The sequence below is a fragment of the Paenarthrobacter sp. PAE-2 genome (assembly GCF_026013155.1).
GTDB classification, from domain to species: domain Bacteria; phylum Actinomycetota; class Actinomycetes; order Actinomycetales; family Micrococcaceae; genus Arthrobacter; species Arthrobacter ureafaciens.
Window position 1 is genome coordinate 1 of record NZ_JAPDNV010000046.1, and the last position, 24,334, is coordinate 24,334.

The following is a 24,334-nucleotide window of genomic DNA, read 5'->3' on the forward strand; positions in this document are numbered from 1 at the left end:
GCGTACCAACAGCAGGAGACACTTGACGCTTCGCTTCTCGACAAATGTCGAGTGCTGTCCCTGATTTTCCGCGGATTATGCAGCCCTATCCACACCGACCCATGTCGCCTGCCTCACAGCCGGACCTATTCTGGAAGCACAGCCCACAGCACAAAATACCGGCCTTAAGAGGCCGCTGAAATTGGAGCCCCACATGATCATTGGCGTCCCCAAGGAAATCAAGAACAACGAATTCCGCGTAGCCATCACGGCCGCCGGCGTGCACGAGTTCCGCACCCACGGCCACACCGTCCTCGTAGAGCGCGGTGCAGGCCTCGGCTCCGGCATCACCGACGAGGAATACTCGATTGCAGGCGCCGAAATCGTCAACGACGCCGACGATGTCTGGGCCCGTGCCGACATGGTCATGAAGGTCAAGGAACCCATCAAGGCCGAATACCACCGCTTCCGCAAGGGCCTGATTCTCTTCACCTACCTGCACCTGGCCGCCGAGCCCGAGCTCACCGCCGAGCTCATCAACTCCGGCGTCACTGCAATCGCCTACGAAACCGTGCAGGAAGGCCGCACCCTCCCGCTTCTCGCCCCGATGTCCGAAGTTGCAGGCCGACTCTCCGTGGTGGTTGGCGCTTCTTCCCTCATGGCCCCGGCCGGCGGCAAGGGCATCCTCATGGGCGGTGTCCCGGGCGTGCGCCCAGCCAAGGTTGTTGTCCTCGGCGCAGGCGTTGCGGGAACCAACGCCGCTGCCATGGCATTGGGACTTGGTGCTGATGTGACCATCATGGACATCAACATCAACCGGCTGCGTGAACTGGACGCCCTCTACCAGGGCCGCCTGAAGACCGTTGCCTCCAATGCCTACGAGATCGAGAAGTCAGTTGTCGACGCAGATCTGGTCATCGGTTCCGTCCTGATCCCGGGCGCCAAGGCTCCCAAGCTGGTCACCAACGAACTCGTGTCCCGAATGAAGCCGGGCTCGGTTCTGGTGGACATCGCCGTGGACCAGGGCGGTTGCTTCGAGGACACGCACCCCACCACCCACCAGGAACCGACGTACAAGGTCCACAACTCGATCTTCTACTGCGTTGCCAACATGCCTGGCGCTGTTCCGAACACCTCCACGTACGCACTGACCAACGTCACCCTGCGCTACGCAGTTGCCCTGGCCAACCTGGGCGTCAAGGCCGCCTTCGACCGCGACCCCGCTCTCGCAGCCGGCCTCAACATCGCCGCCGGCCACGTGGCTCACCACTCCGTCTCCGAGGCGCACAACCTGCCCCTCGTTGAGGACTGGCACACCCTGGTCTCCGCCTAACGGCTGAGCAAACCCGGGCAAGAAAAACGGCGGGGTGCTGCTTCTACGGAAGCAGCACCCCGCCGTCGTCTGTTCACCCCGCTGCGCCCCTACCGAGATGGCAGTTAATGCCAATGTTTGAGGGAAACATTGGCATTAATTGTCATCTCGCGGGGGGCTACTTCGCAGGGTTGGGGCTACTTGGCGGGGTTGGCCGGAGCCTTGGGGATCTCCGGAACAACATGCGTGGGAACAGGCACCGGGATGTCGGACGGTTCAACCTTCGGTGGATCCAGCTTGGGGAGGTTCTCCGGGCTCACTGGCGGGGCGGGAAGCGGGAGTGCATTTCCCGGAACCGCCGGCCGGGCGGGTTCCTTCGCCTGTTCGTTGCCGTTGGGTTTCCCGGGTCCGGATGAGGGCGCTGCTGGGGGCGTGGCTCCGCCTCCCGGAACGGTGCCGGCCGATTCTCCGGGGACGCCCGATGCGGGTTGCGGCGAGTGAGCGTCCCGGGCGGGGACGCCTGCCGGCTTTTCCTCGTGGGGCGCCTCGGCAGGAGCCTGTGCCGGCGCAAACTGGTGCACTACGGAGCCAATGGCTGCGCCCCAGTGCTGGAATGTTCCAGCGATTCCGCCCTCTTGTGCAGCGGCGGCCGTGGCACCACCTGCCAGCGAAACCGCCACGGCAAGTCCCGTGAAGGCTGCGCGGCGCTTACGACGGCGGACGGCCAGTTCGTCGCGGACGGCCGGCATGGCCGCCGTCGTGGTTTCCTGCGCGCCTGCACTGCCGGTCATCAGCGCGCGCACAGCGTCCGACGGCGCCGGCTTGGTGGCCGCGAGCGAACGAAGCTCCAGCAGTTCGGTGCGGATGTCCGCAGCATCGTCGACGCCGGAATCTACCAGGAAGCGGTCAACGGAGGCTTCCGGTCGTTGCCGCTGAGGATGGTTGTTCATGCGTGCTCGTTCCTTTGCGGTGTCCGCTGCGCCAATGCTTGTTTCCTCAACGCGGTCAGTGCCCTGCGTTGCAGTTGCTTGATGGCCCCTTGGGACTTGTCCATGATGGACGCTGTTTCTTCGACGGACAGGTCGGCTACCACGCGGAGTGCCAGGACTTCGCGGTAATCGTCGGGGAGTCCTTCCAAGAGGTGGATAGCCCCGAGGTCGCCGACAGCCTGTTCCTCGGCCGACGGTGCGCTGCGGTGGTCAAAGTCGGCTTCGTAGGGGGCCGCGTCAGGGGTGCGCTCCCGCCGGCGGTAGTGGTCCACCATCCGCGCATGGGCCATGGAGAACAACAACGACTTTGCCCCTTGCAGGCCGCCCTGAAGCGTGGGGATCCTGGGGTACAGGGCCAGGAACACATCCTGCGTGACGGCCTCCGCATCCTCCACACCCCGGGCCCGAAGGTATCCGAGGACGGGTCCGGAAAAGGTGTTGTAGGCAGCAGTAAAAAGCAGGCCAGGATCGTCCTGGTCTGCCTGGGCATTCTCTTCAACCAAAGGGTTCAGCACCCGCGGATGCCTCCATCCTGCGCAGCGCAGCGACGCATCACAGCCCCCCAAACCGTTGCGGCTGCCGTCCGTTACGTGGCGGGGCTCCGTGCCTGATCGCTCGGATCCGGCAAGAAGCCCCGCCCTTAAACCGTAGCTGCCAGGTGCTTAGCGGACAGAGTCGAGGGCTGCGCCGGGGCCTGCGGGCAGGTCCGTGGGAACCTGGGAAGGCAGTGCCGGAGCTGCGGGAACCGCAGGAGTGGCGGGAACTGCAGGAGTTGCCGGTACGGACGGCGTGCCGGGAACTGCCGGAGTAGCCGGAACGGCCGGGACTACAGCCGAAACGGAAGCATCGGCGTCGGCGTTTGCTGTGGCGTCAGCTTTCAGTCCCGCGGCCTTGCCGGCGTCCACAACAGCGGCACAGTGGGCCTCAACGTTGGCTTCGCCACCGGCGTCGATGACCAACGATTCGTAGCCGGGGACCTTGGTGTCCGGCTTGAGTCCGCCGTTGACGAAAGCGGTGCACAGGCCAAACGCTTCCGGGGTGGCGGCGACGGCTTCGTTCGCAGCGGACTTGGCGGCAGCTACTGCGTCTGCGGCCTTGTCCTGACCGGCGGCCTTCGCCTCTTCGGCCGTAGCCTTGGCGGTCTCGACGGCGTCAGTCGCCTTGGCAGCAGCGGCTTCCGTTGCGTCGGCGGCCTGCTGGGTTGCCTGCTCGGCGGCCTGGCTTGCGGCGGGGGCAGGGGCGCCAACGAGCTCGTGGGCGCTGCGCTGGAGTTCAGTGGGGAGCGCGCCGTTGGCTGCAGCGACGCCGGTTCCACCGGCGGCTACGGCTCCGGCGGCCAGGACGCTCGCGGCGACTTTGCTCGAGGCGATGACAGAGAACAAGGACATTGAAGACCCTCCGAAAGTTTGGGAGATTGCCCCGGCAGCGACGTGTCCGCAGCCGGATGATCAGGGTGCGGACGCGGCCCGCACACCCTCTACATCGCTACGGACCCCGGCGAGGTTACGCCTTGGTGAAAAACTTTTTGACGGAGAAGGATACCCACAGGAGAGAACTGCCCATCGCGCGCCCCTCTGCCGACGGCTAGGCTCGGGGAACGGCCTTGCTGAACTCCTTGTCTGCGGCCGCATAACTTTCAACGCAGTGGGGAGCTGTTGTGGGACAAGGTTTGATTGGCGCCGACGTCGCGGATCTTCGGCGGCTGTCCCAAGTGATGGACGCCGAGGCGGACAAGATGGCAGCCCTTCAACGGCAACTGACGTCTCTGGTCCATGACGGCCACTACTGGCGAGGGCAGGACGCCGACCGCTTCCGAAGCCAGTGGAACAGCGAGCTCTCCAGGCGCCTTGCAGCGGCCGCCGCGTGCTTACGGGCCAATGCCAAGACCCTGCGGACGAACGCCACCCAACAGGAGCTGGCATCACGCGGGGACGCGTTCGTCGCCAGCAGCAGTTACTCCAACTCCAACGGCTTCACCGTTGACCCCGTCACCGTTGGCCCCCTGACGATCGGCGCGGAGGGGTCTACCGGCGTGGAAGGCAGCAGCGAAGCGCATGGCTCGCTCGGTCCCGCCGGAGTGGAATTCGGGGTGTCCGCGGACGGATCGGCAGGCAGCCGGTTCGTCATTACAGGCAGCGGGGAGTTCGGCCCCGTCAAGACCGTAACCACCAACGAAACGTTCGCCGGTGCGCGCGGGAACGGCAGCATCACCGGACACATCCCGTTCGGCTTCAACTTCCTGGATGGCCCGGCCATCAAGGCCACCGGCGAGGCCTTCGTCGGCATCGAGAACATCACCACCACCAAGAGCGAATTCTTCGACGGCTGGGTCAACAACACCTCCACCGTCCGGGCCATGACAGGCGCCGAGGCCAGCGCGCACGCCAACGCCGGCCCGTTCCTTTTCGGAGGCGGCGGCGAGGCCTTCGCCGGCCAGAAGGTCACCATGACCAATGAGACCGAGTTTGCCGGAGGCCTCTTCGGGGTAGGCCAGGGCGGGGAAATCCGGGGCGGCGCGTGGGCAAGTGCCGGTAGCGCCGAAGTCAGCAGCAGCAAGGCCGACGGCGTTACAGGCTCAGCCGCGAGCGCCGGCGTCGGCGCCGAGTTGACCCAGTCGCAGTACGTGGAGTTCCTGGGGCAGCGGCTCTCAACCTCCGGGACAGTTGCCGCCGGCGCCGGGGAGGGCTACACCTTCAAGGCTTCCATGGACGAAGACGGCTTTACGTTGGGCGTCGGTGCCAAGGTGACCGCGGAACTGGGCCTCGGAGCCGGGGCCGAAGTGAAGATCAGCCCGTCCGGCTTCAAGGATTCAGTCACCGGATTCGTCGAGTTCCTGTCCAAGTAACCACTTCCCAGCGCGAAGGGCACCCATGCCGTCCACACAGCTTTTCCCGTCAACAGCCTTCCCGGCGTTCCCTTCCATCGCAGTGGATCCCCCGGAAGGCTGGACGCCCCGGGTGGTTCCTGACGCCGTCGGAGCTTTGATGGGCCCGGCGATCCCGGGCAGCTATGTCCCGAATGTGGTGATCACGGTGTCCCGCCGCACCCCGGACTATGGATTGAAGGACATCGCAAAGTCGGTGGATGCTTTCCTTTCCACCCTCCCGGACGCTGTCCTGCTGGGCACCGAGCCCGTGGTGATCAACGGCAGGGACTGGCACATCAGGGAGGCCCGGTACACACATCCCGACGCCGGGTCCCTGACCCAGTTCACGGCGGTGACAGTGGTTCAGCGGGATGTGGCAACCGACGTCGTCCAACTCACGGGCAGCTGCCGGGCGTCGGATGACAATCAGGATCTCAAAGCGATCTACGCTTTGGTCGCAAGCGCCGAGGTTGGCTAAACGGCCACCTCCCTCGCCTGCTCGATCAACTTCAGCACCTCTACGGAGTCGGCCGGATCCACTGGCGGGGGAAGCACGGAGGCTGCACCGCCGTCGTCGATCTTTTCCGCAAGCAGGCGGTAAAACTCCGGGTAGGCGCCGCGCTCGGTAGCAACAGTAGTTCTTTTGCCGTTGACTTCCAGCGTTCCGTGGTGCGCGGAATCTTCGACGCCGTAGTCAGCGTCCGTGGGCAGGCCGCCTCCCAGCAGGAAGGGTTCCTGCGGATCGGTGCCGAACTTCACGAAGCCGCCGTCCGTGCCCAGGATACGGAAGCGCGGGCCGTGGAGGTGACTGTTGAGGTTCAGCGTCACGTGGGTCACGACGCCGGACTCATGGCGGAGGACCAGGAAAACGTCATCGTCTGCCCGTTCCTGTGGCCTGCGGGCCGTGATCTCCGCGTAGTCAACCCGGCCGGGACCAAAGAACCGGAGGGCGAGGTCCAGGACATGGGTGCCAAGGTCGAACAGGACGCCTCCCCCGTCTTCCGCCGTGGCGCCGGCCTTCCAGGCCTTGGAGATCTCCGGGGCCCAGCGCTCCATCCCCACCTCGAACCGGTTCACTGAACCCAGCGTCCCGGCGTCGAGCAGTTTCCGCACGGTGAGCGCATCGCCGTCCCATCGGCGGTTCTGGTACACGGTGAGGACCCGGCCCGTTGTGCGGGCAAGGTCAATGAGTTCCTCGCCTTCTGCGCTGCGCACCGTGAAAGGCTTGTCGACGACGACGTCGAGGCCGGCTTCCAGCGCTGCTTTCGCGAGTGGAAAGTGTGTTGCGGGCGGTGTGCCCAGGACGATGAGGTCCAGATGCCCGGCCGCGGCGAGGATGTCCTGTGGTGTTTCCACCACCGTTGCCTGCGGGTACCTCGTGTGCGCCTGCGCTTGGCGGCCGGGGTCCGACGTGGAGATCATGCTCAGCTGATAAGCAGGGTGGGCCTCGATGAACGGGGCATGGAAGACGCTGCCGGACAACCCAAAGCCGGCAACAGCGGTACGGATCGGTGAGGAAGCCATGTGCCTAGGCTACCGATCCTCTATCACTTCCCCACCCCTCCCAACGGACGCTCTATCACTTCCCCACCCCTTTTGAGCGACGCTCTATCACTTCCCCACCCCTCCCGACGGACGCTCTATCACTGCGGGCGCCATCCGGGGAGTCGGTGGGACATCGGGGAGCCGTACACGTTGATGGGCAACGCTGTGCCTGGCAGTTCAGTACGCCTCAAGCCGGTGCGCTGACCGGAAGACAACAACCAGCTCGCTGTCCTCTATTTCGTAAATCACTCGGGGGTCGCGGATCGTCCCGAAGGTCGGAAGTGCCCAGCAGAAATCGTCGCCTGATTGCCGGGTCGAGTTTACGAATCTGCTCAGCAGCTGCTGCGGTGAACTCGATTCGATAGACGGTCAACGGTTAATGCCGTTGTCCTTCAGCATCTCGTCAAAGACCGATTCGAGTGCCGTCGTCCTCTGCTTTGGCTGCTTGGAGAGCCCGCAGGTCCGCCTCATCTTCGAGTAGTTCACGTCGTTTCAAATCCTCGGCGCTGATCAAAACGCCCGCAACCTTGCCACGATGTGTGATGCTGATGCGCTCGTGCCCGTAGGCAGCGCGGTTGATGGTGTCCGAGATGTACAGGATGTACAAACGCCTTTCCGCCCCGGAGGGGGAGCACTTCCTGTGGGGGGATGTGAGAGAAGGACCGGCGAAACGCGACGGGATGTGAGAGAGCGATCGGTGAAAGGGGGTGGGATGTGATAGAGGAACGCATGGGGAAGGCCGGGACTCCTCCGCGGGCCGTGGCAGAAACCAGCGGCTGCGGGGAATCCCGGCCTTCTTCAGATCCTGTCAGATCAGGCAGATCGTCAGATCCTGTCGAACCTGTCAGATCAGTCAGATCAGGCTTGGCGGGTTATTTCTTGGCGCCCTTTTCCCAACCGATGGTGGTCCAGTCCGGAACGTTGGACAGGCTCTTGAACAGGGACGGACCGTAGTTGGCCAGTCCCGTACGAACAAACTGGATCTCCGGTCCGTTCAGGACGGTACCCATGGAGAAGTACTTCTCCATGTGCTTCTTCTCGACCTCCATGGCCGCCTTGTTGCGCTCGGTATCGTCGGCAATGGTTGCAAGACGCTTGATTTCGGCGTCCAGCTCGGCATCGCCCAGACCGTTCTCGTTGGTGGCGGAGTCGTAGTACTGCTTGACAGCGTCCGTGGCATCCGGGCCAACGGTGTAGCCGGAGATGGTCACATCGAACTCGCGACCGCCAACAACCTTGCCGAAGTCGGCGTCACCGCGCTGGTCGATGGAAACGTCCATGCCGGCAGCCTGGAGCTGCTTCTGCAGGGTCTGCGAGGTGGCGGCAGTGGTGGGGTCGTCACCGAAGTTGGTGATGCTGAAGGCAACCGGAACGCCGTCCTTGGCCATGATGCCCTTGTCGTTCGGGGCGTAGCCGGCGTCGGTCAGGACCTTCTTGGCCTGCTCGGCACCGCTGTCCTTCACGGGGTAGTTGTCCTGGTAGTACTCGGAGAACGGCATGAGCATCATGGAGCCCGAGCTCTCTTCGGACCAGTTCAGGCCGTTGAAGCGGACATCGCGGATGGCCTTGCGGTCGACGGCGGTGAAGATCGCCTTGCGTACTGCGACGTCGGTGAGGGCCGGACGCTTGGCGTTGAGGTTCAGGCCACCTGCGAAGAGGCGCTGGCCACGGCGGACCTCGGAATCCTTGGTGCCTTCGAGCTGCTTGTAACGGCCGAGGGTACGGCCGCTGGTTGCATCGATTTCGCCGTTCTTGAAAGCTGCGATGGTGGCGCTGGGTTCCATCTGGCGCCAAACGATCTTCTCGAGAACCGGCTTCTGGCCCCACCACTTGTCGTTCGGAACCATGGTGACGGTCTTGGCGGTGGTGTCGTAGTTTTCAACCTTGAACGGGCCGGCCATCCACTCGGGGTGCATCTCACCGGCGAAGCCCTTGTTGAAGATGTCCGGGGTGTTGATGGCCGGGTGGATCAGGCCGAAGAACAGGCCTTCCAGCGGGTAGACCGGCTGGGTGGTGGTGACGATGACTTCCTTGTCATTGGCTCCGGCCTTGACCGAGTCAACAAACGCATAAGCACCGGCGCTTACGATGTCGATCGACGTGTCCTCGCCCTTGAGCATGTTCCATGTGTTCTCGAACGTCTTGACGTCGATCGGCGTGCCGTCGTTCCACGTCGCCTTGTCGTTGATCTTGATGGTGATGGTCTGCTTGCCATCCTTGACTTCGCTCTTGACCTCTTCGCAGAAGTCCTTGTTCGGCTCTGCCTTGCCGTCAAAGTCGAGCTTCCAGCAACCGCCGATGCCGCCGCTGTTAATGGAGGCCGTGTTCACCGGGGTCATCAGTGCGGACGTGTCCGCGCTGTTGCCCACGTTGGAGAAGCCGTTGAAATCCGGGCCGATGCTGCCCACGGCCAGGGTGACCGTGCCGCCCTGCTCCAGGTCCTTGGCTTCCTTGGCGTTGACGCTGATCAGCTTGCTGATGTCGCCGCCTGCTTCTTCGGCCTTCTGGGAGGCCGGACCCGACGGCGTTCCCCCGCCGCAGGCGGTCAGCATCAGCGCTGCTGCCAGTGCTACGCCGCCGATCGTCGTGTACTTCTTCATGGTGTGCCCTTCATGTTTAGGACTGGAAAATCATTGCGAGTTGAGACCAGGGATTTTTTTCAATGCGTCATGTGTCGTCAGGCATGCACCACCAGCATGTCGGCATCTATTTCTCCATCCGGGAAGAAGCATGCAAACTCCTGTTGCCCTTCTGAGGCCAAGGGCGGCTCCAGATTAAGGCACTTCTCCTGTTTGGACGGTGGAAGCGCTGCGAATACGGGGCAGCGAGTCGCAAAATTACATCCCTTGGGGGCGTCCAGGGGGCTGGGCAGGTCACCTTCGAGGATGATGCGTTCGCGGGTGCGTTCCACGTCCGGATCCGGCACGGGAATCGCGGACAGCAGGGCCCTTGTGTAGGGGTGCCGGGGGTTGTCGAAGACGTCGTCCACGTCGCCGGTCTCCACGATCTTCCCCAGATACATGACGGCCACCCGGTTGGAGATGTGCCGGACCACGGAGAGATCGTGAGCCACCATCAGGTAGCTCAGGCCGAGTTCGGCGCGGAGTTGGTCCAAGAGGTTGATCACGCCGGCTTGCACGGAGACATCCAGCGCGGACACGGGCTCGTCCAGGACGACGAGCTTAGGATTGACCGCGAGCGCCCGGGCGATGCCGATGCGCTGCCGCTGGCCACCGGAGAACTGGTTGGGGAACCGGTTCACGTGGTCCGGTTGCAGCCCCACCAGGCGCATGAGTTCCATGATCCGTTTCTTGACCGCCGCCTTGGGCATGCCCAGGTTCTCGAGCGGTTCGGCCAGCACCTCATACACGGTGAACCGCGGATCCAGGGCTCCGGTGGGATCCTGGAAGACCATCTGCATTTCCTTGCGCATGGCCATCTTGGTCTTGTTGTCCGTGGCGGACTTGTTGCTGACGCCGCCGATCACCACCTCGCCCGTTTGCTCGGGGTGGAACTCCATGATTTCCAGGAGGGTGGTGGTCTTGCCGCAGCCCGACTCCCCCACGATTGAGAGGCATTCACCTTCGCGGATGTCGAAGCTCAAGCCGTCCACGGCTTTGACCGTGCCGATCCGGCGCTTAATGAGGGCACCCTTGAGCAGCGGGAAGTGCTTTTTGACGTCTTTGAGTTCCAGGACCTTTTCCCGCTCGACGCGGGGAACGCCGTCGAACTTCGATACCGGAAGCGGGGGCGCCTTGAAGATGCGGTGCGCGTCGGCGTCTCCGGCCAGTTTCTCCGACTTGATGCAGGCTGCCTGGTGGCCCTGGACAACTGCGCCGTCAGGCGCCGTCACCGGCCACAGGGTTGGTTCGCCGTCCAGGCATTCCTCGCTGGCCAGCGGGCAGCGGGGCGCGAAGGAGCAACCGGTGACGGGCAACGTGAGGTTGGGCGGCGTCCCTTCGATGGGCACCAGCGACTGTTTGGTGGCGGTATCCACCCGGGGCACTGCCCCCAGGAGACCCAGCGTGTAGGGCATCCGGGGGTTGTAGTAGATGTCCTCCACTGTGCCGGTTTCCACCGGCTTACCCGCGTACATGACCATGATGTCGTCGGCCATGCCCGCTACGACGCCGAGGTCGTGCGTGATCATGACGACGGCGGCGCCGGTTTCCTCTTGCGCGGTGTGAAGAACTTCCAGCACCTGCGCCTGAATGGTGACGTCCAACGCCGTCGTGGGTTCATCGGCGATGAGCACCCGCGGATCGTTGGCGATCGCAATGGCGATCATGACGCGCTGGCGCATACCGCCCGAGAATTCGTGCGGGAAGGCTTTGAGCCGGTCCTTGGGACTCGGGATGCCCACCATCCGCAAAAGTTCGACGGCGCGGGCTTCTTTGGCCTGTTTGCTCATGGTGGGGTTGTGGACCGTGAGCGCCTCGATGATCTGGTTGCCCACCGTGTAGACAGGCGTCAGCGAGGAGAGCGGATCCTGGAACACCATGGCGATGTCATTGCCGCGGTGCTTGCACATGGCTTTGTCGCTCAGGCCCAGGAGTTCCTTGCCTTTGAAACGGACTGACCCGGTGATGTCCGCTGTTTCCGGCAGGAGGCCCATGATCGCCATGGAGGTGACGGACTTGCCCGACCCGGATTCGCCCACGATGCCCAGGGTCTTGCCGGGCATCAGGTCGAAATCAACGCCGCGGACAGCGTGGACAACACCGTTTTCCGAGTTGAAGCGGACGTTCAGGTCGCGGACGCTGAGGACCGCGTCGCCGGGAGCGTAGAGGCCTGCATCGCGGAGCCGCTCCGCGGGAGTCTGGGAAATGTTGGTGCTCATTTGCTGGCTTCCTTTGAGCTCTGTGCAGCTTCGACTGCTTTGCCGGAGTTTCGCTTGGCCCGGCCGATGGAACTGGAACTGGGGTCGAAAGCGTCACGGAGGCCGTCGTTCATCATGGCCAGCGAACCCGTCAGGAGGAACATGACCACCAACGGAACCCAGAACATCCACGGGAAGGAGGACACCTGGCCCGTTGCCTGGCCGATCAGGACACCCAGGCTGACGTCAGGGAGCTTGATGCCGATGCCGATGAAGGAGAAAGCTACTTCTGCCAGGACTGCTCCGGTGATGCCACGCGTGAAGTCGAGCACCAGGAGGGAGCCAATGTTGGGGACGAGGTGCCGCCACACGATCCTGCGGGAAGGGACGCCCATGTACCTGGCGGCCTTGACGTAGTCGCGCTGCATGAGGGACATGGACAAGGACCGCACCAAGCGGGCCGTGCCCATCCAGCTGAAGAACAGCAGGACGATGATCAGCAGCAGCCAACTGGGCAGGTTCTTGAGTCCGCCACCGCCGTTGGTGGCGACGGCGACAACCAGGATGGCGGGCATCATGATCAACGCTTCGAGGATGAACAGCATGGTGGCGTCCACTTTGCCCCCGAAGAACGCCATGGTGCAGCCGTAGACAGCGGAGATCAGCACGGAAAGGCCACCAACGATCAATCCGATGAAGATCGAGGTCCTGGTGCCGTCCACGATCAGGGCCAGGAGGTCGATGCCGGCCTGGGTGGTGCCGAAGAAGTGCTCGGGCGACGGCCCCATTCCGATGTTGAGGGGATCGATGGTGTCCTTGTCCCACGGGGTCAGGAACCCGCCAAACAGGGAAAAGAGGAACAGCGCCAGGAAGATCACGAGGCCGGCCACGGCAGTTTTGTTCCGCATGAAACGACGGAAGATGATGCGCGACTTGCCGATCACCACGTCCTGGTCTGCAACACGGGACTCGTCGATTTCGGCGATGGGATCAATGATGTTGCTCATTACTGGACCCTCACTCGTGGATCGACCAGCGTGGTGGCGAAGTCGGCCAGGATGGCGCCGATCGCGAAGATCACCGACCCGTAGGCCAGGGTTGCCGTGGCGACGTTTACGTCCTGGAGGCCAATCGCCTGGATGCTCCACAGCCCGATGCCGGGCCACGCGAAGATCGCTTCGGCGAAGAAACCGCCCGTGAAGATGGCCGGGATGGTGAACGCGATGCTCTGCGCTACGGGAATGAAGGACACCCGCAACGCGTGTTTGCGGATTGCCTGGTTGCGGGTGAGGCCCTTGGCGCGGGCTGTCCGCACGAAGTCGGCATTGACGTTGTCCAGCAGGTATTGCCGCTGCGCGATCTGGTATCCGGCCCAACCGAAGATGGTCATCGCGAAGGTGGGCACGGCGTAGTGGGCCACAAGGTCAACGAAAGCCGGCCAGCCGGGGTCTATTCCCGGCGTCGAAATTCCCGTCACGAAGAAGATGCGCTCCCCCACCGCCTCGTTGACGCTGATGGCGCCCAACTGCACCAGGAAGTAGGCGATCGGCGCAGGGAGAATGTGGACCAAGTAGCTGTAGGAGGTGATGACCCTGTCCGGGAACTTGTATTGCCGGGCTGCCGAGTAGACACCCAGCGCAACACCGATGATGAGGGTGAGGATGATGGAGGCGATGAAGAGCCGGGTGGAGACCATCACGCGGTCCGCGAACTCGGCGTTGACGTATGCTCCGTTCGGGCTGCGGCCCCAATCCCAGCGTGTGATGATGCCGCCGAGCCAGTCCACGTAGCGCTGCCACGGGTTGGCATCCGGGTCCAATCCCAGCCCCCTGAACGACGCCGACACCTGTTCCGGGGTGGGCCGCGGAATCTTTTCCTGCTCGAGGAGCGCCGGCTTGAGCGTAGAGACAGCCAGGAAGTATCCCGCGCTGGTGGTCAGGAAGATCATGATCAGGTAGATTCCCGACCGCTTCAGCAGATATTTCAGCATGTCGGGCGGCTGCCCTTGATCGTGGCAAAGCTCAAAGCTGGTCCTTCCGCGGTTACCGGCGGTGGCCGGTGTCAGCTACGAATTGGCGCAGGGATGTGTACCCCCAAACCCCTTCAGTGATCACCGGCCATGTATGGCATGGGTCACATTCACAAGGAAACTACCACAATAACTGCTTCATATTTGGCCCGTTGCGCCCCGTCTTCACGCCTGCAGCCAGATCGTTATGAGCAGACTGCGTCATAAATGGAGGTGTTATGCCACTTACCGGCCCTGCCTCACCGCAGCCGACAGCGCGCGCTCCCTTGCTGAACGTGCTCGGATGCAGCCGTCAGGCTGACGGGACGAGACGGCGGACCAGCTCACCCCAGGAATCGGTGAGCCGCTTGGGCGAGATGCCGTGAACACGCACGTCATTGACGATCCGGTCAGGGTCCAGGGCCGCAATCAAGGCCATCGCCATCACCCAGGGATCGGGAATGCCCGCCTCCCGCAGCAGCATCTCCACATGCCGGTGCGCGAGGGCGGTGGGCGGAGCTTCGAAACGGTTCCGGGTGGAAGCACCCGCGGCCTTCCATAGGTCACCGTTTTCCAGAATGAAATAAATCCGACCCTCACCGAAGGCAACCAGTCGGTCCCGCGGTGGCGCGCCGGGGCCCAGCGGCGGCGGCCCGAACATGAAGCCGCGCTGGAATTCGGATTCGGAGTCGCTCAGCAAGGTCATCATCAATCCGGCCCGGCTGCCGAAGCGCCGGAACACCGTCCCTTTGCCCACTTTGGCTTTGCAGGCCAGCGCATCCATGGTGAGCGCTTCAGCGCCAAACTCATCTACCAGCTCGCGTGCGGCACTGAGCAGGCGTTCCCGGTTGCGCGCGGCGTCACGCCGTTCGTGCGGCGATTCAGAAGGCACGTCCGGCCGGAGTGGGATGAAGCTCACATGAGTCATTCTAGACCCCGGGAATAGAAAGCGGACCGTGGTCCGTTTAGTATCGGTGAAGGCCCAAAACCTACCAAGGAGACCACAATGACCAAGAGCACCGTCCTCACCCTCGTCGGCAGCCTCCGTGCTGATTCCCACAACAAGAAGCTCGCCGAGGCCATCGCGTTGAACGCTCCGGAGAACGTTGACGTCCAGATCCACGGCTCGCTGGGCAACATCCCGTTCTACAACGAGGACATCGATGTCGAAGGCCAGGTTCCGGCCGAAGCCGCCGCCCTCCGCGAGGCTGCAGCCAACGCTGACACCCTCCTCCTGGTCACCCCCGAGCACAACGGCACCGTCCCCGCATCCCTCAAGAACGCCATCGACTGGCTGTCCCGCCCGTTCGGCGCCGGCGCCCTCGCAGGCAAGCCGACCGCCGTCGTCGGAACCGCTTTTGGCCAGTACGGCGGCGTCTGGGCGCAGGACGAAGCCCGCAAGGCCGTCGGCATCGCCGGCGCCAAGGTCCTCGAAGACGTCAAGCTCGCCGTGCCGGGATCCATGGTCCGCTTCGCTGAACTGCACCCGAAGGACGACGCCGAGGTCGTGGAGCAGATCAAGGGCATCTTCGAGCCGCTGACCGCCGTTCAGGATGACGAAGCAGCCGCAGCCTAGTCACTCTTCCTGGTGCCCCCGTTCCGTCCAATTACCGGACAGAACGGGGGCACTTTGCATTCAGCGGCACCGTTTTCCACACCGTTCCCGCCCCGCGTGACCGAGTCTTGTCCGAACCGTCACCGTACCGGCATGTTGCCAACCTGCAAGGCGGCCTAACGTTTAAGGACAGGTGGACGGACAGGAGCGTGGGGCTGTCATGCGTGCCGGGCTGGGGCTGCAAAGTACGACGGCGATCGCAGCCGCCTGCCTGCTGTTCAGTACGTGGGTGGCCGGGTGCACGGCGTCGCCTGAGGCAGCCTCGCCTTCCTCCACACCATTCGTTTCCGGAGCCGGTTCTACCAGTCCGCAGAACCCGGACGAACCCGTCAGCAACAGCCTGGCCCCGCCAGTTTCGCCTGCCACACCGCAGCCGGATACCACCCCCGCAAACCCGTCTCCTCTTAGTGATCCCGGCCAGCCCTCAGCCCCCGGCCCGCTTCCGGGATCGGGCGGGGCTGTGCCCAGCGGGTCGGCGTCGGGCGGGGCCGCGTCGAGCGGGGCCGCAACGGGCGGCGGAACGGGCGCGGTCCCAGGTCCTTCGACCCCGGCAGACACCAGCCAAGGCGCCAGCAGCCCGGCCGACCCGGGCACCGCCGTCGAGCCTTCCCCGGGGCCATCAACCAGCCCCTCAACGGGCGGCGAGGCCGCGCGGGCAGCGGTAGTGCCCCCGCAGGTGGAGCCCGGCCCTGCCGTTTACTACGTGGCCATCAACGACGGCGGTTCCCGCGGTGTGCGGTTCGGCTGCAATGACAGCCTTGTCCCCATCCGCGGTCCGGCGTCATCCGGCGATCCTTTGACCGTGGCCCTCGGCCGCTTGTTGGGCGCAGGGTTGCCCGTGGACAATGACGCCGCACTCTACGATTCCCTCGCGGCCTCCTCCCTGCATTTCGTCTCCGGTTACGTCAGCGGCTCCACGGTGGTGGTGAACCTGGGCGGGTCCATCCGGCCGGGCGGTGTGTGCGACATCCCCCGGATCGAAGCGCAGCTCACGCACACCGTGGTGGCTGCCAGCGGTGCAACGCGTGCCGAAATCTACGTCAACGGCATGACCTTGGAAGTCGCATTGAGCCTGCGGTGACGCGGGCGGCGTTCAGGCGGTGGCAATGGCCAGGACCCGGCGGAGCGCCCACGCCACCCTGAGCAACGCCAGCGCTGAAGCGAAGGCAAAGACGAAAACCACGGCTTCCGGGATCCAGAGCCCCCTCGATTCGTCTCCTTCGAGGACCACAGTGATGAGGGAAGCGATCAGGAGCAGTCCGAGCCCGGGGATCGCGAACAGGAACACCTCACCGATTTGGCGTCGGTGAGTGGGGGTGAGTTTCTCCAGCGGCAGTTCGCGTTGGCCGGGCGCTGATTTCTTCCCGAGGACGTTGATCAGCATGGAGACGCTGGTCAGCGTGAGGCCGGCCGTGGCACCGGCCATCGTCGCGAGGGTCTGGAACAGCGTCCGGCGTGCACCGGGCCCGACGCCCTCCAGGATCAGAGGCTGCCGGAACAGCAAAGCAGCAGCCATCCACAGGAGCACCAATATCAAGGCCCAAAGGTAGTCAGCCCTCGGATGGAGCAGAAACCACCGCCACAGCGGCCGGCGCCTCCCGCGCCGCTCCACATCAACCTCGTACAAGCTCATGCCCGGCACCCCCTTCCCGGGAATCCGTCTTGACGCCTTGCGTCGGCACATCAGCACTGGCGGCCTCTTTCGCAGCCAGTGCGGCAGCCATGGCCTCGCGCACCGCAGCCATCCCACCGGCGATCAGGTCCGGCACCAGGGCAGTATCAGGCGAGCCCTGGACCTCGGGCAAGGTCCGTGCGAAGAATTCCTCGTTGTCCCGCGCTTGCTTATTCAGTATGGAAACCGCCTGGGCAACGGATTTGGCGGGATCATTGAAGGCATCCGCATCCACCTCAACGTGCGAGATGAACCGTTCCTTGAGCAGATCGACAACCTCACGATCGCCCGTCAGTGAATCTTTGCCCTCGGCCACCACGTAATCGAAATGTTCCACGGATCCCGCGTGCCGGAATTGCTCGATCAATTGCTGGATCCGTTCGCGGATGCGCTGTTTGTCTGCGGCCTTGCCGGACCGGCCGACGCTCAGCGAGATCCGGAACGTGCCCTCGGTCATCAGCCTCGACGCGCTGTCCAGGACATCGGCCCACTCGCCTTCCATGAGCTTTCCGGATAACCGTTCGGCCGGGAGCGCGAACTCAAAACGGCTTACTTCCAGCCGGCTGAGAATCTCTTCGATGTCCTCACGCACCACCGGAACCAGACCGGGATCCAAGCCCAGCATCCCTTCCAGGTACTCCCCCATCCGCGAAGCGCGCGGGCCGTTGCCGCTCGTCAGCACGGCCACGACGTTTCGCTTCAAGAAAGCGAAGTAGGTGGTTTCCAGGAGGTGGTCCCCCGGGGCCAACGGCAACGGCTTGCGGCGGCCCGATGGATCCCCAACGCTGGGCAGGTTGGTGTCCCGCACCCGGTCAAGCAGCAGGACCGGATGCGGCGTAAAAGCGACAGCCTGGGCTACCAGGACGGTTCCATCCGGGGACACGTAGTGCCGGTCCGTACCCGCTTGACGAGCCTGCTGAAGCACTTCAGCCAGCCGGCGCGCCGGAAACGGACGGCTGAGGTCATCGCCGTTCACCTGCGCAATGCGCCAAAACTGGACGCTTCGCCTCGCCATCCATCCTCCTGGTTGCCCGCTCTCCGAGCCCGGTTACCGGCCCCTTCTCTTGTTCCAAGCTATTGGTGGGGTCTGACATTAAAGGCGCGTGCCGCCGTCGTGCGCTTGCACTGGCGACGCCCGCATCAGGGCACGTACTTCGGGCCCGCCGCGAACAGCGCGTCCATTTCGTCATGGCTGCGGGTGCCCGCCAGGCAGGACCAGTTGCCGTCGCCCAGAACCTCTGTGGCGACGCGGGCCACCTTGGCATAAGCGGCCTTCGCTGTGTTGCCGCCTATGCTCACGCGCCGTACGCCGGCGTCGTGCAATTCCATGGGCGAAGGCGCGCCGAGCCCGCCCAACGCGTTCAGCGGCGCGGCAATACCCGCGGAAAGCTGGTGCAAAGTGTGGAGATCCAAGACGCCCGGGACGAAGATGCCGTCGGCGCCCGCCTGCAGGTATGAGGCCGCGCGTGCGAGCGTTTCCTCGTAAGCGGCATCCGGATAGGCCCCTGACAAGTACGTATCAGTGCGCGCGTTGATGTAGAGCGGGATCCCGCGTTCATCCGCCGCGGCCCGGATCAGGGCGATGCGGCGGGATTGTTCCGCTATATCCGCGAGCGGTTCGGTTCCGGAGTCCTCGATGTTGATTCCGACGGCGCCGGCGTCAAGCACCGCGTTGATGGTGGCGCGGAGTTCGTCGTCAGAACGTCCGTAGCCCGTTTCGATGTCCGCGGTGACCGGCAGGCTTGTCGCCGCCACGACGCGCCCCAGGACCGCCATCGCCAAGCCCCACGGCACATGGTCGCCGTCCCGGTAGCCCAGACTCCAGGAGATGGCGGAGCTTGAGGTGGCGATCGCCGTCGCACCCGCTTCCTGCACCACCTTGGCCGAGGCTGCGTCCCAGACGTTCACCAAAACCAGCGGCGCGGGACCCGCCTGGTGAAGTTTATGGAACTGCTCGGCCTTGGTCACGGATGCCTGGTGCGAAGTCATGAGTACATTCCAGCCGTTCGGGTTGACTCCGTAAAGCCCCGGCCAGCCGTTTGATTGAAAACAAACGTTGCCCTATTGGCAACCTTCGGGAGTATCCTGTCAGTGTGACCCACGAAACATTGAATGCCGACACCACTCTTCCCGCCGAAGCAATCGATGCCATTGAACGGGCAGCCACTGCGGCCCATCCGCATGAGGGACTGTTTTCAGCCCGCGCAGCCAACATCAAGCAGTCAGCCGTTCGCGACGTCTTCGACATCTCCATGCAGCCCGGACTGGTCTCCCTCGCCGGCGGCAACCCGTACCTGCAATCGCTTCCGCTGGAAAAGCTGGGACAGACGGCGGCCCGGATCATTTCCGAGGAAGGAATGACCGCACTGCAATACGGCGGCGGGCAAGGCACCGAAGAGCTCCGCCAACAGATCTGCGAAGTCATGGCCGCCGAGGGCATCAACGATGCGCGGCCGGAAAACGTGGTGGTCACCGCCGGTTCACAGTCTGCGCAGGACGTCGCCACCAAAGTGTTCTGCAATCCCGGCGACGTGGTACTCGTTGAGAATCCGACGTACGTCGGCGCGCTGAACACGTTCGAGGCTTACCAGGTGCAGGTGGAACCGATCGAAATGGACGACGACGGCTTGGTCCCCGAGCTGCTCGAGGACAGGATCGCTTCGCTTCAGGCCGAGGGCAAGAGCATCAAGTTCCTCTACTCCATCCCCAACTTCAACAACCCCTCAGGCATTACGCTGGCCGCAGAGCGGCGCCAGCGGATTGTCGACATATGCCGCGCGGCGAATATTTTGGTCCTCGAGGACAATCCCTACGGCCTGCTGCGCTTTGACGGCCACCCCATCGCACCCATGCGGGCGGCGAACCCGGATGACGTGATCTACCTGGGTTCCTTCTCCAAGATCTTTGCCCCCGGCCTGCGCATCGGCTGGGCCTTGGTCCCCGCCCACCTGCAGCGGCGCTTCTACTTGGCTTCCGAGGCCGTCACCCTTTGCCCGCCACCCCTCAACCAGATGCTCGTTTCCTCCTACATCCGCGAGTTCGACTGGCGCGGCCAGATCGAAACCTACCGGGCGTTGTACGCGGAGCGCTGCCGGGCCCTGCTTTCTGCTTTGGACGAGCACATGCCCGAAGGCCTTACCTGGACCAGGCCTGACGGCGGCTTCTTCGTTTGGGTGTCCCTGCCGGAGGGTGTGGACACTTACCCCCTCCTCGGAAAAGCCATCGACGCCGGTGTTGTCTTCATCCCTGGCGCGGCCTTTTCACCCGCGGACGGCCCGTCCAACAAGCTGCGCCTGGCCTTCAGTGCCGTGCCCCCGGATACGATTGCCGAAGGCGTACGCCGTCTGGCACCTGTGCTTGCAGAGGCCATCCAAGCCAGCAATGAAGGAGCAGCGCTATGACCGGAGTAGTCATTGTAGGAGTTGACGGCAGCGAAACCGCCTTGAGGGCGGCGAAAGCGGCCCAGCAGCTGGCCATCGGGCTCGGCGCCAACCTGCGCGTCGTCAGCGCCTTTGACACCAACCGGACCGAGGTTGTGGAGATCGGAACCGATCGATGGATCGTCTCCGACGCCGCCGAGGCCGAGGCAGTAGCCCGGACCGTAGCCGAGCAACTTGCCGACGACCGGCTGGAAGTAACCTACTCCTCTGCCCGCGGCAAGCCCGGGGAGGCCTTGGTCAAAGAAGCCGAGATCCATGATGCGCGGCTTATTGTGGTGGGCAACCGACGCATGCAGGGCATCGGAAGGGTCCTTGGCAGCGTGGCAAACACGGTGGCGCACACGGCACCGTGCGACGTCTACATCGCCAAGACAGACGCCCCGTAAAGCGAGCAGGATCACGCCGCCGGGTGGGCAGTCTCACCCGGCTTTTGGCGTCTTTTGAGGCCGGCGAAAGTTGCAACCGTTATAAAATCGAGATGCCCCCAATGATGTGAGCCACCACTATTCTTTCGATTCCAGGGGATATTCTTGCTTACTTTGCAGCCTCGTCAGCGCGTTGGACACGACATCCTGCTGGCCCGCCACGGCAACAACATCAGCACCATGCATTTCGACCGCAGCAATGACCGCATCATTGCCCTGCTGGACGACGGCTCCTGGGACAGCGCCCCCAACATGATCGCCCCGCAGCTGGACATGCCCGAGACCATTGGCAGCGTCTTCCGCAAAGACTGGCGCTTCCTGTCCGTGGCCTGCATCGCCATGCTCACCATCGCGGCCGCTGCCATGGGCGTGAGCATCGAGCTCTCCAACCACATGTCCTCTTCGGACCTTCAAGCATTGCTGGTCAACTACCCGGCGTTCTAAAACCGCAGCACAGACCGTAAAGAGGGCCGGAGGCTTCCCGGGTCCGCTACGCTCCGGAGTATGCCTTCTTCCTGGACTGTCCTGATTGCTGTGCACGCAGTGGCCGCCAGCTATGCACTCATATTTGGAGCCGTCAATCTGCTGCGTCGAACCAAAGGCGGCAGTCTCCATAGGATTGTGGGGCGAATCTGGGTTGTTGCCATGTACATCGTGGTGTTGACCTCATTCGGAATCCGAACCATAGACGGCGGATTCAACTGGCTCCATGCACTCTCGGCTCTGACGTTTGGCACTCTGACCGCAGGGTTGTGGGCTGTAAGAACAGGGAATATTCGGGCCCACCGCAGCTTCATGACGGGTAGCTACTTCGGTCTGATCGGCGCGTTCGTAGGCGTGCTGGCTGTGCCCTCGCGCCGAATCCCCCAGCTTGCCATCCATGAGCTTCCTCTGCTGGGATTGCTGATCCTGGTTCTGCTCGGCACAGCAGCCATGACGGTGCTGGGGCTCGCCCGGCTTCGCAAAGCGCAAAGGCCTCTCGGCGCCGGGTAATCGGGCGCGGGTTCACTAGGGTGGAGGAAACCCCTCAGGGAGGAACCCGCATGGAAGCTGCTGCCGCCGATCGGCACTATGACCTGGTCATCATCGGCACCGGGTCCGGGAACTCCATCCCGGGTCCGGAGTTCGAAGACCTGTCGATTGCGATCATCGAAGAAGCTTCATTCGGCGGCACCTGTCTCAATGCCGGCTGCATCCCGTCCAAAATGTACGTTCACGTTGCAGACACGGCCCTGGAAATTGCTGAGTCCGGGCGGTTGGGCGTCCTCGCTACGGTCAACTCAGTCGACTGGCCTGGCATCGTAAGCCGTATCTTCCAGACCCGCATAGATCCCATCGCCGCCGCTGGTGAGGAATATCGCCGCAGCCCCAGGACGCCAAACATCGACGTCTATGACCAGCACGCCGTCTTCATCGGAGAGCGCACACTGCGCACAGGCCAAGGAACACACCGGAAGACCATCTCCGGTGAACGGATCGTCGTCGCCGCCGGCTCCCGGCCCTCAGTCCCGGAAGTCATCGCCGCCTCGGGCGTGCGCTACCACACCAGCGAAGACATCATGCGGCTGCCCGCACAGCCCAGGTCCGTGGTGATCATCGGAGGGGGTTCCATCGCCATGGAATTCGCCCACGTCTTCGACGCCCTCGGCACCGACGTCACGATCATCACCCGCTCGACGCTCCTGCGCCACCTCGACCAAGACCTCCACGACCCTTTTAACTCCTTGGCCGCAGAACGCTTCGACGTCAGGGCGGGCCGAACCACCGTCGGCGTCGAAGAGACAGACCACGGCGTAAAGGTCCGGCTCGACGACGGCTCGACCGCCACCGGGGAGGTACTCCTGGTAGCCACTGGGCGGATCCCCAACGGGGACCGGCTGGACCTGTCCTTCGGCGGGATCGAGATGACAGAAGACGGGCGCATCAAGGTGGACGAATACGGCCGCTCGACGTCGGCGCCAGGCGTCTGGGCCCTCGGCGACGTTTCCTCCCCCTACATGCTCAAACACGTAGCCAATGCCGAAATGCGCTCAGTCCGGCACAACCTGCTGAACCCCGGAAACCTGAGGAAGCTGCCGCACGACCACGTCCCCGCCGCCACGTTCACCCATCCCCAGATCGCCACCGTCGGCATGACCGAGGACCAGGCCCGCGAACACGGGCACAACGTGACAACCAAAGTCCAGCACTACGGGGACGTCGCCTACGGGTGGGCACTGGAAGACACCACCGGGATCTGCAAACTCATCGCGGACCGCAGCACCGGAAAACTCCTCGGCGCGCACTACATGGGCCCGCAGGCTTCCACCTTGATCCAGCAGATGATCACCGTCCTCAGCTTCGACCTCGACGTGCGCGACTTCGCCTCCAAGCAATACTGGATCCACCCTGCGCTGCCCGAAGTCACCGAAAACGCCCTGCTCGGCCTCGAGTTCGACTAACCGGAATATTTTCGTGCCGGGCAAGCCCGGGACGTAGACTGCGACTATGCAGCTTTCAGGTCTCGCCCCAGATAATCTTGTCCGCCTGGATGCACCCGTACAGGATGGTGTGAAGCTGTGAGCGGGGGTCTTATTGCGCTGCTGGATGACGTCGCTGCCCTGGCCCGGTTAGCCGCCGCCTCTGTAGATGATGTCGCTGCCGGCGCCGCGAAGGCCGGGGCGAAGGCCGCCGGCGTCGTCATTGACGATGCGGCCGTGACACCCCAGTACGTGTCCGGGGTTGACCCGTCCCGGGAACTGCCCATGATCCGCAGGATCTTCTGGGGGTCGCTGCGAAACAAACTGCTGATCATCCTGCCGGCCCTGCTGCTGATCAGCGCCTTCATACCGGGAATCATTCCTGTGATCCTCCTGCTCGGCGGCACCTACCTCTGCTACGAGGGCGCCGAGAAGGTCTGGCACAAGGTGCGGGGCCATGCCGAAGCCGCCGATGCTCCGGCCCCGGACCGCGGGCCGGAAGCGGAGGCCAAAGTCACCCGTGGCGCCATCACCACCGACTTCATCCTGTCCTGCGAAATCATGGTCATCGCCCTGAACGAAGTCGCCGTCGAATCCCTCTGGGTTCGCGCCTTTATTTTGGTCGTCGTGGCCATCATCATCACCGTGGCCGTCTACGGGGCAGTGGCGCTCATCGTCAAAATGGACGACATCGGCCTTCACTTAACCAAGAGAGATGCCCCGGCCACCCAGCGAACCGGGCACCTGCTGGTCGCCGCAATGCCAAAAGTCCTCACCGTGATCACGGTGGTCGGAACGATCGCCATGCTCTGGGTTGGCGGACATATCTTGCTGCAAGCCAGCTACGACCTCGGCTGGCACCTGCCCTATGACCTGGTCCATAAACTCGAATCGCCCGTGGCTGAAATCCCCGCGATAGGCGGCGCCCTTGCGTGGCTGATCAATACTCTGTGTTCGGCGATCCTGGGCATCCTCTGGGGTTCCGGCGTCATGGTCCTGGTGCAGGCCGTCCGGCGTGTATTGCCGTTCGGAAAGAAGAAAAGCACTTCCCACTAAGGACGGAAGCCGTAAGATCAGGCTGTGGCGGCACCTGTGGATGTTCTCGGCCCGATCCTGGAAATGATGACCTGGGTGGGCTTCGTCCCCGGCGTGCCCCTTCTCATCGCGGCGTGGATCATTGCCAAACGCCGGTGCCAGTGGGACTC

Annotated in this window: 24 protein-coding genes; 11 read left to right on the forward strand and 13 right to left on the reverse strand. The window is 63.7% G+C overall.

From position 1 onward, the window contains the following. The first annotated feature begins 193 nt into the window (after positions 1-193). On the forward strand, positions 194-1,312 hold the full coding sequence (gene ald / locus OCL88_RS18615; RefSeq protein WP_021473020.1) for an alanine dehydrogenase: 1,119 nt from the start codon (positions 194-196) through the stop codon (positions 1,310-1,312). 176 nt (positions 1,313-1,488) lie between these two features. Here ald and OCL88_RS18620 read toward each other — a convergent pair whose 3' ends face one another. From OCL88_RS18620 to OCL88_RS18630, 3 genes are all read right to left on the reverse strand, one after another. After that, positions 1,489-2,241 (reverse strand): hypothetical protein, encoded by a 753-nt coding sequence (locus OCL88_RS18620; protein WP_264963491.1) that lies wholly within the window; start codon positions 2,239-2,241, stop codon positions 1,489-1,491. Beyond that, complete coding sequence (locus OCL88_RS18625) at positions 2,238-2,795, reverse strand: RNA polymerase sigma factor (RefSeq protein ID WP_264963492.1); 558 nt, start codon at positions 2,793-2,795, stop codon at positions 2,238-2,240. The genes OCL88_RS18620 and OCL88_RS18625 overlap by 4 nt, the downstream gene beginning before the upstream one ends. Positions 2,796-2,942: 147 nt before the next feature. Next, positions 2,943-3,668 carry a hypothetical protein gene (locus tag OCL88_RS18630; RefSeq protein ID WP_264963493.1) on the reverse strand — a complete coding sequence of 242 codons (726 nt, stop codon included), beginning with the start codon at positions 3,666-3,668 and terminating at the stop codon, positions 2,943-2,945. Between the two features lie 269 nt (positions 3,669-3,937). On the opposite strand from OCL88_RS18630, the gene OCL88_RS18635 reads away from it, so the two are divergent. Both OCL88_RS18635 and OCL88_RS18640 read left to right on the forward strand, forming a co-directional pair. Continuing rightward, positions 3,938-5,125: a hypothetical protein gene (locus tag OCL88_RS18635; protein ID WP_264963494.1), complete on the forward strand. Its 1,188-nt coding sequence runs from the start codon at positions 3,938-3,940 to the stop codon at positions 5,123-5,125. A 25-nt stretch (positions 5,126-5,150) separates the two neighbouring features. Then, positions 5,151-5,624, forward strand: a complete 474-nt coding sequence (locus OCL88_RS18640) for a hypothetical protein (protein ID WP_264963495.1) — start codon at positions 5,151-5,153, stop codon at positions 5,622-5,624. On the opposite strand, the gene OCL88_RS18645 is transcribed toward OCL88_RS18640, so the two are convergent. The 7 genes from OCL88_RS18645 to OCL88_RS18675 all read right to left on the reverse strand — a co-directional run bounded on the left by OCL88_RS18645 (position 5,621) and on the right by OCL88_RS18675 (position 14,437). Beyond that, a complete protein-coding gene (locus OCL88_RS18645) occupies positions 5,621-6,670 on the reverse strand; it encodes a Gfo/Idh/MocA family oxidoreductase (RefSeq protein WP_264963496.1) in 1,050 nt (349 codons plus the stop codon). The genes OCL88_RS18640 and OCL88_RS18645 overlap by 4 nt on opposite strands. Positions 6,671-7,094: 424 nt before the next feature. Further along, the gene (locus OCL88_RS18650; RefSeq protein ID WP_264963497.1) at positions 7,095-7,298 is read right to left on the reverse strand and encodes a type II toxin-antitoxin system Phd/YefM family antitoxin; all 204 of its coding nucleotides are present in this window, start codon (positions 7,296-7,298) and stop codon (positions 7,095-7,097) included. Between the two features lie 265 nt (positions 7,299-7,563). After that, complete coding sequence (locus tag OCL88_RS18655) at positions 7,564-9,291, reverse strand: ABC transporter family substrate-binding protein (protein ID WP_264963498.1); 1,728 nt, start codon at positions 9,289-9,291, stop codon at positions 7,564-7,566. 77 nt (positions 9,292-9,368) lie between these two features. Continuing rightward, the gene (locus OCL88_RS18660; protein WP_264963499.1) at positions 9,369-11,531 is read right to left on the reverse strand and encodes an ABC transporter ATP-binding protein; all 2,163 of its coding nucleotides are present in this window, start codon (positions 11,529-11,531) and stop codon (positions 9,369-9,371) included. Then, positions 11,528-12,517 (reverse strand): ABC transporter permease, encoded by a 990-nt coding sequence (locus OCL88_RS18665; RefSeq protein WP_264963500.1) that lies wholly within the window; start codon positions 12,515-12,517, stop codon positions 11,528-11,530. The genes OCL88_RS18660 and OCL88_RS18665 overlap by 4 nt, the downstream gene beginning before the upstream one ends. Further along, complete coding sequence (locus OCL88_RS18670) at positions 12,517-13,500, reverse strand: ABC transporter permease (RefSeq protein WP_062098423.1); 984 nt, start codon at positions 13,498-13,500, stop codon at positions 12,517-12,519. Before OCL88_RS18670 ends, OCL88_RS18665 begins: the two co-directional genes overlap by 1 nt. A 331-nt stretch (positions 13,501-13,831) precedes the next feature. Further along, on the reverse strand, positions 13,832-14,437 hold the full coding sequence (locus OCL88_RS18675) for a TetR/AcrR family transcriptional regulator (protein ID WP_021473008.1): 606 nt from the start codon (positions 14,435-14,437) through the stop codon (positions 13,832-13,834). 87 nt (positions 14,438-14,524) lie between these two features. Here OCL88_RS18675 and OCL88_RS18680 point away from each other — a divergent pair, with 87 nt between their 5' ends. Both OCL88_RS18680 and OCL88_RS18685 read left to right on the forward strand, forming a co-directional pair. Then, positions 14,525-15,094 (forward strand): NAD(P)H-dependent oxidoreductase, encoded by a 570-nt coding sequence (locus OCL88_RS18680; protein ID WP_207605405.1) that lies wholly within the window; start codon positions 14,525-14,527, stop codon positions 15,092-15,094. 172 nt (positions 15,095-15,266) lie between these two features. Then, on the forward strand, positions 15,267-16,214 hold the full coding sequence (locus OCL88_RS18685) for a hypothetical protein (protein ID WP_264963501.1): 948 nt from the start codon (positions 15,267-15,269) through the stop codon (positions 16,212-16,214). A gap of 12 nt (positions 16,215-16,226) precedes the next feature. Here OCL88_RS18685 and OCL88_RS18690 read toward each other — a convergent pair whose 3' ends face one another. The 3 genes from OCL88_RS18690 to OCL88_RS18700 all read right to left on the reverse strand — a co-directional run bounded on the left by OCL88_RS18690 (position 16,227) and on the right by OCL88_RS18700 (position 18,794). After that, the gene (locus OCL88_RS18690) at positions 16,227-16,766 is read right to left on the reverse strand and encodes a hypothetical protein (RefSeq protein ID WP_264963502.1); all 540 of its coding nucleotides are present in this window, start codon (positions 16,764-16,766) and stop codon (positions 16,227-16,229) included. Further along, positions 16,747-17,820 carry a hypothetical protein gene (locus tag OCL88_RS18695; protein WP_264963503.1) on the reverse strand — a complete coding sequence of 358 codons (1,074 nt, stop codon included), beginning with the start codon at positions 17,818-17,820 and terminating at the stop codon, positions 16,747-16,749. The genes OCL88_RS18690 and OCL88_RS18695 overlap by 20 nt, the downstream gene beginning before the upstream one ends. A gap of 125 nt (positions 17,821-17,945) precedes the next feature. Continuing rightward, the gene (locus OCL88_RS18700) at positions 17,946-18,794 is read right to left on the reverse strand and encodes an isocitrate lyase/PEP mutase family protein (protein WP_264963504.1); all 849 of its coding nucleotides are present in this window, start codon (positions 18,792-18,794) and stop codon (positions 17,946-17,948) included. 104 nt (positions 18,795-18,898) lie between these two features. On the opposite strand from OCL88_RS18700, the gene OCL88_RS18705 reads away from it, so the two are divergent. From OCL88_RS18705 to OCL88_RS18730, 6 genes are all read left to right on the forward strand, one after another. After that, positions 18,899-20,206 (forward strand): PLP-dependent aminotransferase family protein, encoded by a 1,308-nt coding sequence (locus OCL88_RS18705; RefSeq protein ID WP_264963505.1) that lies wholly within the window; start codon positions 18,899-18,901, stop codon positions 20,204-20,206. Continuing rightward, positions 20,203-20,631, forward strand: coding sequence for a universal stress protein (locus tag OCL88_RS18710; RefSeq protein WP_166185976.1), 429 nt, complete (start codon positions 20,203-20,205; stop codon positions 20,629-20,631). Before OCL88_RS18705 ends, OCL88_RS18710 begins: the two co-directional genes overlap by 4 nt. 144 nt (positions 20,632-20,775) lie before the next feature. Beyond that, positions 20,776-21,114, forward strand: a complete 339-nt coding sequence (locus OCL88_RS18715) for a hypothetical protein (RefSeq protein ID WP_227471504.1) — start codon at positions 20,776-20,778, stop codon at positions 21,112-21,114. Positions 21,115-21,174: 60 nt separating this feature from the next. Next, positions 21,175-21,663 (forward strand): DUF2306 domain-containing protein, encoded by a 489-nt coding sequence (locus OCL88_RS18720; RefSeq protein ID WP_062098435.1) that lies wholly within the window; start codon positions 21,175-21,177, stop codon positions 21,661-21,663. 50 nt (positions 21,664-21,713) lie between these two features. Next, a complete protein-coding gene (mtr, locus tag OCL88_RS18725) occupies positions 21,714-23,111 on the forward strand; it encodes a mycothione reductase (protein WP_264963506.1) in 1,398 nt (465 codons plus the stop codon). A gap of 117 nt (positions 23,112-23,228) precedes the next feature. Further along, complete coding sequence (locus tag OCL88_RS18730; RefSeq protein WP_166185979.1) at positions 23,229-24,185, forward strand: DUF808 domain-containing protein; 957 nt, start codon at positions 23,229-23,231, stop codon at positions 24,183-24,185. Positions 24,186-24,334: the final 149 nt, after the last annotated feature.